This window comes from Treponema sp., from assembly GCF_052169735.1.
GTDB lineage: Bacteria > Spirochaetota > Spirochaetia > Treponematales > Treponemataceae > Treponema.
Window position 1 is genome coordinate 1 of record NZ_JBQNBW010000013.1, and the last position, 12,746, is coordinate 12,746.

At 46.5% G+C, this 12,746-nt stretch carries 16 protein-coding genes; all 16 read right to left on the reverse strand.

The window, feature by feature from the left end:
* Positions 1-66 precede the first annotated feature (66 nt).
* The 16 genes from ACTTJ8_RS03465 to ACTTJ8_RS03540 all read right to left on the reverse strand — a co-directional run bounded on the left by ACTTJ8_RS03465 (position 67) and on the right by ACTTJ8_RS03540 (position 12,725).
* Positions 67-366: a hypothetical protein gene (locus ACTTJ8_RS03465; protein ID WP_442716038.1), complete on the reverse strand. Its 300-nt coding sequence runs from the start codon at positions 364-366 to the stop codon at positions 67-69.
* A gap of 11 nt (positions 367-377) precedes the next feature.
* On the reverse strand, positions 378-626 hold the full coding sequence (locus ACTTJ8_RS03470; RefSeq protein WP_442716037.1) for a hypothetical protein: 249 nt from the start codon (positions 624-626) through the stop codon (positions 378-380).
* A gap of 11 nt (positions 627-637) precedes the next feature.
* Positions 638-970 carry a hypothetical protein gene (locus ACTTJ8_RS03475; RefSeq protein ID WP_442716036.1) on the reverse strand — a complete coding sequence of 111 codons (333 nt, stop codon included), beginning with the start codon at positions 968-970 and terminating at the stop codon, positions 638-640.
* Positions 971-1,217: 247 nt separating this feature from the next.
* Positions 1,218-1,976, reverse strand: a complete 759-nt coding sequence (locus ACTTJ8_RS03480) for an ATP-binding protein (protein ID WP_442720313.1) — start codon at positions 1,974-1,976, stop codon at positions 1,218-1,220.
* 15 nt (positions 1,977-1,991) lie between these two features.
* Entirely contained in the window at positions 1,992-3,029 is a 1,038-nt protein-coding gene (locus tag ACTTJ8_RS03485; protein WP_442720314.1) for a hypothetical protein, read from the reverse strand.
* A gap of 18 nt (positions 3,030-3,047) precedes the next feature.
* On the reverse strand, positions 3,048-3,824 hold the full coding sequence (locus tag ACTTJ8_RS03490; protein WP_442720315.1) for a sigma-70 family RNA polymerase sigma factor: 777 nt from the start codon (positions 3,822-3,824) through the stop codon (positions 3,048-3,050).
* 113 nt (positions 3,825-3,937) lie between these two features.
* Complete coding sequence (locus ACTTJ8_RS03495; protein ID WP_442720316.1) at positions 3,938-4,591, reverse strand: hypothetical protein; 654 nt, start codon at positions 4,589-4,591, stop codon at positions 3,938-3,940.
* A gap of 224 nt (positions 4,592-4,815) precedes the next feature.
* Entirely contained in the window at positions 4,816-5,004 is a 189-nt protein-coding gene (locus ACTTJ8_RS03500; protein WP_442720317.1) for a hypothetical protein, read from the reverse strand.
* An 18-nt stretch (positions 5,005-5,022) separates the two neighbouring features.
* The gene (locus ACTTJ8_RS03505) at positions 5,023-5,298 is read right to left on the reverse strand and encodes an HU family DNA-binding protein (RefSeq protein WP_442720318.1); all 276 of its coding nucleotides are present in this window, start codon (positions 5,296-5,298) and stop codon (positions 5,023-5,025) included.
* Entirely contained in the window at positions 5,295-8,768 is a 3,474-nt protein-coding gene (locus tag ACTTJ8_RS03510; protein ID WP_442720319.1) for a hypothetical protein, read from the reverse strand. Before ACTTJ8_RS03510 ends, ACTTJ8_RS03505 begins: the two co-directional genes overlap by 4 nt.
* On the reverse strand, positions 8,765-9,934 hold the full coding sequence (locus ACTTJ8_RS03515) for a hypothetical protein (protein WP_442720320.1): 1,170 nt from the start codon (positions 9,932-9,934) through the stop codon (positions 8,765-8,767). Before ACTTJ8_RS03515 ends, ACTTJ8_RS03510 begins: the two co-directional genes overlap by 4 nt.
* Complete coding sequence (locus ACTTJ8_RS03520; RefSeq protein WP_442716028.1) at positions 9,931-10,122, reverse strand: hypothetical protein; 192 nt, start codon at positions 10,120-10,122, stop codon at positions 9,931-9,933. The genes ACTTJ8_RS03515 and ACTTJ8_RS03520 overlap by 4 nt, the downstream gene beginning before the upstream one ends.
* Before the next feature lie 80 nt (positions 10,123-10,202).
* A complete protein-coding gene (locus ACTTJ8_RS03525; RefSeq protein WP_442720321.1) occupies positions 10,203-11,768 on the reverse strand; it encodes a DEAD/DEAH box helicase in 1,566 nt (521 codons plus the stop codon).
* Positions 11,765-12,154 (reverse strand): VRR-NUC domain-containing protein, encoded by a 390-nt coding sequence (locus ACTTJ8_RS03530; protein WP_442716026.1) that lies wholly within the window; start codon positions 12,152-12,154, stop codon positions 11,765-11,767. The genes ACTTJ8_RS03525 and ACTTJ8_RS03530 overlap by 4 nt, the downstream gene beginning before the upstream one ends.
* A complete protein-coding gene (locus ACTTJ8_RS03535; protein WP_442720322.1) occupies positions 12,154-12,414 on the reverse strand; it encodes a helix-turn-helix transcriptional regulator in 261 nt (86 codons plus the stop codon). The genes ACTTJ8_RS03530 and ACTTJ8_RS03535 overlap by 1 nt, the downstream gene beginning before the upstream one ends.
* Positions 12,408-12,725, reverse strand: a complete 318-nt coding sequence (locus ACTTJ8_RS03540; RefSeq protein WP_442716024.1) for a hypothetical protein — start codon at positions 12,723-12,725, stop codon at positions 12,408-12,410. The genes ACTTJ8_RS03535 and ACTTJ8_RS03540 overlap by 7 nt, the downstream gene beginning before the upstream one ends.
* Between the last annotated feature and the right edge of the window lie 21 nt (positions 12,726-12,746).

The following is a 12,746-nucleotide window of genomic DNA, read 5'->3' on the forward strand; positions in this document are numbered from 1 at the left end:
TGTTTATTCCTCCTTGCTGTTGTTTTATACAGCTCTCTTAAAATGTATATTTTACCTTCCTGGTTTTCAATCCATTAGCTTTTGTATATCCGCTTTTTCCGCACCCATACCGATAAGCAGCAAGGTACAATAGCCGATGATGTCTGCCACATCATTGACGCGTGGAAGTTGATCATTGTTTTCCATAACGCGGCTCAATTTATCGTCAAGCCGAATAAGAATTGAACTAACCACATTTCCTTTATGAAAAATACGCTTAGGGTGTAGCGCACTATCTCCGTATTTTTCATTTTTGTATAAAAGTAACTCGCGCATCGCGTCTGTTATTTCAATAATTTTCTGTTGTGTTTCAGTGCGTTCTGTCATGGTATTTCTCCCTATTTTGACCAAGTAAATTTTTCTCCGCAAAACGGGCAAAACTTAAAAAGTCTGCCTTTACTTTTTGCACAAGTTTTGTAAAAGATAGCGATGACCGGCGCATCTGCAATGCTGAATTGTTTAGAAAACATCATTTCCTGCGTAATACCGTGCAGCACTTTTATTCCTTTGCCACCATCAGTGCTGTCAATGGCATTGAGCAATTCGTCGCATAGTCCGTTTTTAGTACATTTATTTGTTTCTGTCATTTTTCTGCCTCCTATCTTACGTCTTTAAAATGGATTGCATAAACCGGTTTATCTATGTGTAAATCCGTATCTTTGCCGTCTACCACCTGAAGCAACGAAATATAAGCTGTCATTATTTTTCTGGTATATCCAAGCCGTAACGCACAACAAGGCATGGCGCAAGCATCAAATTGTTTTGAAAATCCCAAAGATGAAACTTTCTTAAAAACTTCTTCCGGTGAATATAAGCCGAACATCGGACAAAAAAAATTGAGCACTATTCGCTTTGTCCAATATGGTTTTACTTCACGATACTCTATTGTTTTCTCACCGCTTTTGATTTTTTCGTACCATTCTTTTTTCACTGGAAAGGTTAGCATTTCTATTCCCCCGTTGTTTTATTGTGCGTGCGAGCGTTTCTTACTTGGTGCAGATATGCCGTTGGTAAAAATATATGTTGAAGCATACATTCAGAACTGCAATAGTACAGAGAAATACGCAGCTTCCCGTCAGCTGGTACCCATTCGCCGCTTTCTTGTTTTCCTTTCGGAATAGGGCTACCACAGATGGTGCAATATCGTTGTTCCATCATTTTTCTTTATCCCCTCCTCTCTAAATCGCTTCCGCTTCCCGCAGCTTCGGGCGGTAGCTTTCCCAAAAAAAATTGAACGATTTCCCTTTTTCTGTTAGCCGGTCAATTACCGAGCTATCGAGTATAGTTTTTACCCACTCGTAATTACAGTTACCTGCAAGCCAGAGCGGGCGCTTCCGTTCATGCCGCTCGCGGCAAAGAAGCGATAAATAGCGCATCTTTGCGTCTTCATTCTTACCCTTCTCAACTTCATCGATAACAAGGAATGGAATGGTACAATAATGAGTAATAAGCTCGTATTCTGTTTTCTTTGCTGCGAAACTATTAAATGTTGAGCGAATTTCCATGTCTAAAAATTCCCATGTCGTATATATTCCCTTGTTGAGCATCACCGCTGCACTTGCAAGGTGGCTTTTGCCCGTGCCGCTTTTCCCATAGAGCAATACGAACGTATCGCGCGGATTTTTAGCAAGCTCATACAGATCATGAAGGTATTGCACTGCTTTTTCATTTTGAGGAATGTAGTTTATAAAACTTGCATTTAAATATCTGTCACGGATCCCCATTGCTGTGAGCTTTTGCGCTCGGAGCGCTTCACTTTTTTCCCGCTTTTCTTGCTCTTCCTGCTCTTGGATACACACAGGGCATTCAGGCGGCTTGGTTGATCCGTCTAGGTGCATAACCTTGACATCCCCGTGCTTTTCGCAGTGAAAGATTGCCTCTTTGCCGTGAAAGGCAGGCACATACCTTTTTGATTGCTTTATTGCACACGTGCGCATAATTCCTCCTTGCTCTTAAAACGGCATTTCTTCTTGAGTGCCGGTTACGTTGTAATCAAACCGTTTATTTTTCCCTTCCGGTGGGGAGCGGCTGTGTTGCTGCCGCTCTTTGATTTCCCAAGTACGGATAGCAGCTTTCCAGTTTTTCATTTTGTTTTTCCCAACATACCAATCCTTGCTTTCGTAAAAGTTAAAGAATGCGTCAGGATCAATAATACTGCTGATTGAACGACAATACGCAGCTATTTCTTCTACGGTCGGTTTTATAAACCGGGAAGATTTTTTTTCATGCTGTATTTTTTTAGGGGAAGGTTGCGCCGGTCCTTCCGGCGCAGGCGGCTTGTCCGCCGTTTGTTGTTTTTCGCAAACGCCCCCTCTCTCTAGGTGAGTTGATATATCTAAGCTATTTAAGCTATCTCTCTCCAAGTCTAAGTCAAAGTCCAAGTCGTGAGCCGATTTTGACGGAATTAAGGGGTGCTGGGTGGGTACTCCCCCCACTTCTGGGGGTACCGCCTCTTGTTGACAATGCAAGTCAGGGGTGCTTGTATTGTTTTGCATGATAGTTTTTTGCGCTGGTATATCGCTTGATCGAGTATTACCGGCGTTATTTTTATCAGTATTTTTGTCTTCCGTTGCTGGTTGCACCTCTTTCGTTTTTATGCCGAGAAAAATATCAACATCATAATAAAAATGATGCGGCTCTCTTAAAAAGGCGATGATATGATCCGGCAGCGCTTTTAATGCCCGTATGGTGCCGAGTCTTACGCTTTCATTATTGAGGTGCTGATGCTTGAGCCAATTCGGTAAAATAATATATTCATCCACATAATACGCTTTTTTATCAGCTGCAAACTTTTTTAAAATATCAGTAATTTCTTGCCGTGAAATTCCCGTATCGTCTTTAATTCGCTTGACCGTTAGTTTATACACCCCACAAATTGAGGTACTATCATTCGTAAGAAGATATACGTATACGAGCTTTTCTTTCACGTTTAAACCATCAACCCAATCATCACTCCAAAATGAAGATGATATATATCGCTGTACTGCCATTTCTTTTCCCGCCTTCTTTCAGTGACTTGCGTAATTATCTTTGTAAAAAGTTTGTAATTGTTTCTTTATGTCGCGGTGTATCTGCCAAATTCTCGACTCAGATACTCCAAATACTTTACTAATAGCTCTGAACGTCATATTGTGATAATAGTACATGATGAATATTTTTCTTTTTCGTTTCGGAAGTGTACGAATGAATTGTTTTAGGCTTTGTATTATATCGTCTTGTATTACTGCTTCAGGATCACAGTAACCATGTGCTTTTAAGCGATCCTCAATAGATAAGCGATACGGCTTGTCTTCTTTAACATCTGTGAATAAAACTGTATCTGACCGTATGATATGTATACAAATTTGTTGAAATATTTTGTCGCTCATTCCCATTTCTTGAGCGACTTCTTTTTGTGTTACCGTACGCCCAAGCCGCGTTTCCAATACTTCACGTGTTTGCTCAATTTTTTTTGAGAGCCTTCGAGTCCTCCTTGAAGCATAATCGTAAGCACGAATACCGTCAAAAATCGCACCTTGTATGCGATAGAACGCATACGTAATAAACCGGTTGTCTTTTTCAGGATTGTATTTGTTGATTGTGTCAATAAGTCCTATTACGTCATAATTAAAAAGATCATCGTTTTCCATTCTATGCGTTTTCTTGGTGCCAATTTTGCCGATGATATGTTTAATAATCGGGCTATGTTTCATCACCAGAAAATTGCGCAGTTCTAGGTCTTTCGTTTTTCTATACTCATTAAATAGTTCTTGTTCCGGCATCTTTTCAAAATCACTGTACTGCATATGTTTTATCCTTTATCTCGTGTCATGGTCTATTTACAATCCAACCACACAACAATGCTTGCTTATTGCCGCATACGCCGCTGCCGCAATGTCATACTGCGGCAGCGCTCCTTTTATGCAACATCATCGCCAAAGGGAAGTTCAGATGCTTTTTCTTTTGCACGTTTTGCCGCCTGCTGCTCTTTGACGTTTTTCCAGTAGTACAGCTCTTTAATCTCAGTCTTTATCCATGTAAAGCCGCGGTGCCAGCCGCGAATCCAGAATAGATCACGCGCTGATTTTGCTTCGCTGTACAGAAAATCCTTTTTTGCCCTGATACTACTTTTTATTATTTCTTCAAGTTCAGTATAGCTGTCGCTTGTCGTAAGCAAATCAAGAGTACGAGAAAATTCAATCAGCACATCCAGCTCAAGGGTACATTCCATATCGCCGTCATCTTCTTCGCTATCGAGTCGCCTTATCCACGGCTCCATTCTATTTGCCGTGTCAAATAACGCAGGAGGCACCACAAAGCCTGCCTTATTCGCCGTGCTTTTGAAGTTCCGGATTCCGGCGCAGAATCCTTGAAGCTCTGCAACGCTATTGCTTTTCTCTTCTACTTGCAGATGCGCCTCCGCTTCATGGGCGGCATGATTTGCTTGCTGCAAAAGCTGATTAAACATACTCTGCATGTCCAGCATATCCGTGTCTGAGTGCTCTCCGGTTCCCTGCTCACTAACAGCCGGAGCGACACTTATTACCAATCCTTTACTTACATCATTGTTCATATATTCCTCCTAAAAAAATTATGATGTTATTCCGATACCACTTATATGAGTGGTAGTATGAATAACAAGATGCCAAAATGTCCGTCTTGCGGAGAATCCGTTTTTAACGCAACACGTCATCTCGTTCCTAACAGCTTTATGGTATATTTCATCACTTGTACAAGCTGCGGGACTGTTGTCGGTACTGTCGACAAAAAAATAGATGAAATATATCGAAAACTTATTCACTCCTGATAATTCTGTTCTTCATCGCCAATCGGCTCTGCTTCTATCATAAAATGCTTTGACGAAGGCATTAGCTCGATGAAGAACGCCCTATATCCAATCTTTTCAAGTGTCTCTCTGATAACTGCTTTTTCATGCTTTAATGCGGCATCAAAGGTGGTAAAGGCTTTTTTTATTTCTTCTGTCATACATTCCTCCTAAAAATTTTATTTCCGGCTGCACAGCCGTTTGAGGGCTTGTGCCGGGCGGAAGCGGACTGTCCGTTTTGCACAAACAGTACCGACTCCCGGTAGATTGCTTTTATGCGCTTGCCTTTCAACAATATGGAAGGTACCGAATCCCCGCAGCTCTACGCACTCCCCTGATGCAACTGCGTTTAAGAGCCACTCAACCGCATAGAGCGCACATTGCTCTGCCTCTTGCATGGTACCGCCGGTACGCTCACGTATGTACGCTGGCATATCGGATCGAGTGTGCGTCATAGACTCTCCATTGCAATTTTCTGTTCAATCATCGCCTTGACTTCGTTTGAGTGGGTGATGATTACCGTATGACGGAGCTGTGCCGCTTCGTGGCTTGCTTCAAGCATTCGGCAGTAGGCGGTCTTCGCTGCTGCGTCAAGGGCACCGTCTGTCTCATCCTGAAAGCAGGTAAGGAAGGCAAAGCCGGTGTTACGTCTGCGGATCACTGCAAAGGCATCGTAAATAGCCCGCTTAATCCACACCGCCTCACCACCGGACTTATTCTCTAACGCAGTCGCTTCCCCGTCTGTGCTATCCGTTACCATAATTTTGAAGTCTTCAATCTGCTTGCGGGCTTTACCCTGCCCACCGATTCGGGTGGTTTCGATACTGATACAGAACCGGTCTCCGTATGCGCTTTCAAGCAGCCGGTTTGCTGTCTCGGAAATACCGGGCGCAAGCGCATCAAGTTCAAGCGCCTGTATACCGTCGCGCCCGAACGCCTTAGCAAGGAGCTCCCATTCAGTAGCCTCGATTTTTGCCGTTGTACTTTCTGCCCGTGCAGATACCAGCGCCGATTCTTGCGCTGCAACTTCGGCAAGGTTTTTCTGTGTGCTTTCAATCGTTGCCTCTATTGCAGCAATAGCCGACTTAATCGCAGTGTATTGTTCTGTAAGCAAATCAAGCTTTGTTTGTGCCGCACTCAGCGCGGATAACGCCTCAGTATCACCGTGTGCAGCAAGCGCGGCTGCTTCTTTTTCTAAGGCGCTCATAAGCGCTCCCTTATCCGTAAGCTGCGCATTGATCCCTTCAATACGGATTGCCGCTGTCTTTGCCGTTTCAAGCTCCGAACGGGCACGGGCAATATCAATGGTGTGCAGCTTTGCGCTTGCACTATTTTCAATATGAGAATCAAAGTGCTGCTGCGTGGGTTTTGCAGGCTCTTCAAAGGCGAGCGCTGCTATTTCCCGTGTAAGCGCTTCAATGTCCGCATCAACAGCAGTCAGGCGCTTTTCACATTCTGCAAGAGAGCTTTCACTTTCTTTCATTGTCTCAAGCGCCGCGGATCGTTTGTTTTCAAGCTCTGCGATTTTGTCAGCGGGGAGTTTTTGCCCGCACGTTGGGCATACATCGTTTATTTCTGCTGCGTCGCGTTCGTGTAGTTTTACCGTATTTTGTGCAGTCAGTATTTCGCGCTCAATGATACTGCGCTGATCTGCAAGGCTATCACGCTGTTTTTCAAGTGCCATAACTTTCTGATCAAACGCTGCTTTGTCTGCAAGGTATACACCCATCCGTGCGCTATTTGCCTCGTTTACTGCGTTGCGTTTTTTCTGCTCTGCATTGATAATATCTTGGAATTGTTCATACTCTTTGATACACGCTTCGTTTGCTTCACGGCTGGCTGCTGCTGCCTCGTTTCGTGAACGCTCTTGCTCAAGTGCAGAAATTTCCTGCCGGACGGTACCTATGCTTTGCTGAGCTTCCGCATACCGGCGGGAGCGCTCACGTTCTGCATGAGTTCTTTCTTGCGCTGTATTCAATTCCACGCGAGCTGCCTTACCGCCGTCCGTTACCGTTACTAATTCGCTCTGTTTTTCGGTGAGCTGTTTTTGCGCATCGGTAAACGCTGATTCAAGTTCCTGTTTCCGCGCTATAGCGCTTTCTAACAGCTGTACTTTTATTTCCGCATCATGCGCTGCTTGACTGTTGAGCTTTGCGCGTTCATTTGCAGCATCAGAAAATTTTTGGAGATAGTCGATACCGGCAAGTTCTGCAAACAGCGTTTTTTTCTCTCCTGCCGTTGCATCCGTTAAATCGGGGAGGTTTTTTGTCGAGCGCTGAGTAATAAATGCTGTACGCAAAAACAGTTCCATTGCGCCGAACGTTGCCGCGACAAAATCCTCATACGGCTTGCTGTTCTTATCCACGCTGGGTACCGCTTCCCAAGAAGCACCCTTGTCATGCGAGGTAAACGCAAAATAGTTACACGAACCGCTCTTTGTTGCACCGTCAATCTGGATCAAGCACTTTACCATCCGCTCAGTTTCACGGTCTCGATAGATGACTTCACGGAAACTATCCCGCAAACAAAAATGATCCTGTAGTTTCCCCTTTCGTGTTAAAAGCTGCGGATACGGATGACAGTTTTCAATCAGCGTTGTTTTGCCCTTTCCGTTTTCCCCCGTCAGTGCGATAAGCCCGCTATCGTAGCTGTCAAAGTCAATGGTAATTTCATCTTTGCCAATACCTTTTTTAATACCCGTAGCTCCGCGGAGTTTCAAACTGACAAGCTCCCATGCACCGTGCGCTTTTGCACTATCGGCTTTAATTTCCACATCAAGAACCGCGACTTTCCGTATGATGGAATCTTTTACTTCAATCCCGGAATTATCAGCCCACACCTTGTATTTTTCGCTTACGCTTGCAGCTTCCGTAATTTCCGCCGCACGGACTGTTTCAACAGGAAGCGCAGAGACGGTAACACGGGAGGATTCTACTGCTCCTCTTTGCAGTAACGCAGCACGGAGTGCCTCACTATCAATAAAGACCTGCTCTTCTTTTGTGCAGGTAATATCCAACCAAACCCGCTTCCCGGCAACATCATAGGTTTCAAGGTTGCAGTTTGTACCTGCTTCAATTTTGATATTTTGCGGATGAGGAAAGTTTACGCGCTCAACACGGGCAGGGCTTCCCGCCCCGTCAATTTCTACCACATTGAAGCCTGCCTGATGGGTTTCTCCAAAATCTTTCGGATAGATGCTTCCTACATAATAGGCAGGCAGTGTGCCGATTTGCTGCGGTTTATGGATATGCCCCAGTGCATAGTAATCAGCGCCGATATCCGCAAGATCGTTGATGGTAATACTGATTCCAGTCCCGCGCTCTATTGTGCGGTCATTTTGCAATGTGCAGCCTGCAACCTCTCCATGATAGAGCATAACACACGGAAGCGCGGCATATTCACGCCGTTTTGCTGCAAGCAAAAAGCAGAGTTTTTGCATGGAAGTACGCAGCGCCGCTTCCGTTTCATCTTTACCCGCCGTGCTATTTGCAAGCAGGTACTTTTTACGCGGTTCGGGAATACCGAAAAGTACCGCCTTTGCCGTCGCAGGAACGCTGCCTGAAGCAACGGCTATTGTTCCGCTGTCAAGTAACATATAGGCTTGCGCAGCATCTAAAACTGTGATAGAATGTTTCGCAGTGATTTTACGGAATACCTCCAGCGACCCGTCGGTATCATGGCTCGGTGTCCCGTAGATCATGGCGACAGGGGCTGTGTTTGCGATGTCTTGGAATGCGTCGATGAAGCCGTTGAAGCCGCTTGCTTCGGTGTTCAGCATCGAGGCGTCCCATGTGTCCCCCGCTATGACTGCTAAATCACAGGGGGACACTTTTATATACTCAGCAAAGTACCGCAGCGATTTCATCGCCACTTCTTGGTGTTCCCTGCAACAATGCAAGTCTGCAATATGCGCTATCCTTATCATATTCTCACTCCGTTTGCTTCAAGATATTTTTTAATACGCACAATCATTGCCTTACGTGTTTCAACCGTTGCGGCAAAGTTATTGGCATCTAATTCAGCCTGCGCCAGCTGGTAAGGGTTTGATCCGTTTTTAAGCGTTACATTCAGCAGCTCTCTATATGCCTCACACCATTGATCAAGCGCTTCGGTAAGCGTTTCAAATTCACTGTTACCGTTTGCTCTTTCTGGGGCTTGTTCAGCCGAACCGGCAGGATCAAAAAGCTCTTTTTCCTCAGAACCGTTTGTACCCTGCATATCTGCTGTATAAGAAGATTCGTCAGCGGAGGTCTGTGCCTCCAGCAGATACGTCTCTTCGTTTTCAGCTTCACCGGCTGCACTCAGCGCTTCCGGCACCGGCTGAGCGGACACAAGGGCTTCCTGCTCAGCGGCGGGAAACTTTCTGCCGCCAAAGAGCGCCGCGACATCAATACCAAGTGCTTGCGCAGAAGCCATTGCGCGACCTTCCGGTGTTTGGAGGATGTAGTCCGTATTCTGCGCAATTCGACCGAATATAAGCGGCTTTGCCGCGTCTGTTTTTGAGAACGCCGTCGGCATATTGGTAAGCTCACGGATGACACGGAGCCGTGCGCCTGTTTCGGCACGTTGGCGGGCAACCTTGGTGTTTTCAAGGATAGTCTGCGCAAGGGTCTTGCCGCCGTCGCGCAGTTTCGTTTGCTTGGTCCCGGCGTTCAGTTCGGTTACGTTAAAATCGACCATTGCACGAAGTACGGGGTCAAACTCATAGGTCTGTACGCTTGAGGTACGGAATGAACCGTCACTCAGCCGCTTTTTTGCCTGCTGTTCACTCATAAAGACCGTGCGCTTTCCTGCAATGTCATCTTCTCGCAGTTCAGTCCATGTCCTGCAGCCTTCGCGGATAAAGACAAGCCCTGTTGCTTCTCCGATCCTGTCTACAATCTCACGTTTGGGCATATATTTTCCCTGAATGTCATACACATCAGCGTCATTGTCATACTTTGCTTTGGGAAGCCGGAGATTGATAACGGTTACTTCCGGCTTATAAAGCGGCGTTACTCCGACACAATCCTCTCTGGTTACAAAGACGAGCGCCCCTTTCTGCTGTGCGTTGTCGATAACTGCAATGGCTTTTTTTGCACTTTCTGTCATGCGGAAACCTCCTTGAGTCCTTTTTCTGCAATAACGGCGCGTGTAGCATCGATCGCTGCCGATAATGCCGCCTTCGTTTCTTCTACCGTTTCACATTCAGCGGTAATGTCGAACTGAATAAGTCCTTTTGCCGTTTCTGAGAGGTTAATTCTCACCCGTTTGTTTGTTGCCTGTTCTGTAGCCATCATCGTACTCCTTTGCATCCGTGCTCTGTTAAACTGTCCGCGGTGTCTCTTTTTATGATCCTTACAAACTGACGTTTGTAGGTTTAGCCTTTGTTAGTGGTATTTCCGCCGTATTGTGTGCGGAGCCACATCCATATTTTTTCAAGCTCACACTGCCGCATCTGCGCAAGCGGCTTTTCAACCACCAAGCGCATCCTCCGGTAGAGCATCTTACTGTATGCCTGTTTACTTCCTGCATTCACAGAGTCAAGATAGGCGCTAATAATCCCGTTGATATTCTTGCGCAGTATCTTTTCTGCTTCGCTCGGTGTACACGGCGGTATCACCGGTCGTAATGGACCCGCTTGCGCTGCTCCTTCCGCACTGGAGGACAGCGGGATGATCCACGGCTTTGCCCCGTTTGCCCTCATGCCGCCATCACCGCCCTTGCCGTTATCTCCGTTAAAAAGCGTTTGCTGCCCATCCGATAGCGGTACGAGTTCTTCACGCTTAATCATTGCAACGGCTTTTTTGAATGCCCAGTCTGCAGGGGCAAATACCACCGCGCGGCTTTTCCCTTGCGCTAAGCGGTTTGCCCGTGCAAAGCACTGTTCAAGCCACGGCACACTCCGTATATGTGAGAGGCAGCAGATGACCGATACCTCCGGTACATTTAAACCTTCATAAGCCATTGCAACCGTAACAAGTATGCGGTATGTACCCCGCTTAAAGTCTTCAAGATTCCGCTGTGCAAGCGGTGTGTCTTCGCTTGTTGCAATACGCGATACGTACCCAGCCGAGTCAAGATATGCGTGGTATGCTTTTGCAATCTCGATATTCGGCGCAACTACCAGCATTTTTGCCGGGGGGTATTCTTGCAGCAGTACTGCAAATTCCGAAAGGGACGCATCCAAAAGATTATGAGCAAAGCCCGTCCGCAGGGCGGTAAACAATGCTTTTGCACTTTCTTCTCCGGAAAGCATTGATGAGCCGGCAGCGCCGTCTTGTTCTTCCCATGAAGCTTCCCCGTCTATCGTGCGGAACTCCACCGGCAAAATTGCGCCGTCGGTAATCGCCTTTTTTCGTCCGTATACAATGACGCGCCGCTGATCCGTGTTACTGACCGCAGGGGTTCCCTCCGTATATTCCATAAAGGCTATTTTCTGCCCGTCCCCGCGTGAAAGCGTTCCGCTTGCCTTTACCACAAGCGCTGCCTGTTCAACCATTGACCTCAGCGCCATATCCCATAAAGAACCGTCTGCCACGTGATGACATTCATCCAAAAACAGGATATAACGATGCCTGCCAAACTCTGCGGCGTGGCATTCGGGATTTATGCCCACTGCTTGGTAGGTTGTTACATACCCGTCAAGTCCGCGCGTTAAATCCATACCGTTATCCGCAGCACGGACCCGCTTGAGCGTTTCCCAGCGCGGATCGATAAATTCAGCCTCCCCTTGATACTTTAAGGCGTTCCGCGGCACTACCCAGCAGATTTTTTTCGCTATTGCCGGGATGAGATTTTCTGCAAGAATAACCGGTACGAACGACTTACCGCCGCCGGGGGTTACCGACAAAATTATCTCCCTGATAAGCGCACCATCCAGTATTTCGCGGCACACATCGACAATAGCCTGCTGGTGATAGCGCAGCCGAAACGCTCCTTTCATAATAGCCCCGCCGCCTTCAGTTGGGTTTCAAGACTTTCGATACCGTTTACTACGATACCAACCGCGCCGTTTCGGTTCATTGCGTCAAGGAATTTCCGTTGACCAGCTGAAAGTTTGCCGCCAACGGGGCGCTTGCATTCAATCCAAATTGAAACCCCATTTTTAATTGCGTAAATGTCCGATACACCAACAACCGCACGACCTAAGCAGGTAAAACTACGCATAAACCGACCGCTTTGTGCCTTGCCTGCTGCATTGTTGCACCGCATGTGCCATATCTGCTGCGCAGATAGCCATTGTTCAACCTGTTTGAGGATATCTGCTTCCCGTACGATGCGGATAAACCCGCTTTTTTCGCGCGTTCGCATTCTTCGTACCGCTGCCATTACATCCTTCCCTCTAAAATTTTATTAGCTTGTTCATACAGATCACTGACCGAAGGGGTGAAGCTTTTCATTATCCACTCTGTTACTTCACTCTCAAAAAATCGAAGAGTGCCTTTGCTACCGGCATCGCCCCGCTTATGAAAGGGTATTTTTCCCCTGTGTACGAGCTGATAGATATAGTCCTTTGAATAGCCGGTCAGATCCGCAATGCGGGCAACTTTGACCGGACGCTCATTTAATTTGACGCTGCTGTTTACCATCGCTTATCTCCTCGTATGCCAGTACGGTTAAAAGCTAAATCTACCAGACGGCGAAACGTCCATACCATATCTGAGACCGCACCCCTTACCAAAAGACCACACCAGTCAATGCAGTCTTTTTTGATAAGCGCCGTTACACCACGGTAGGTAATATACATGCCGAGGGCATTTGCCGTTATTTTGCAGTCATAGCTCATACCGTGGACTTTTTGCCACCCGGAAAACTGCGTGATAAACTCAGCTCTGGTGCAGTCCCCTTTCGAGTATGCGCCAAAAATCCCCATCGGAAAGTCTCCTGTTTTTTCTGTCATCTGGTACCTCCTTGTCCCCGC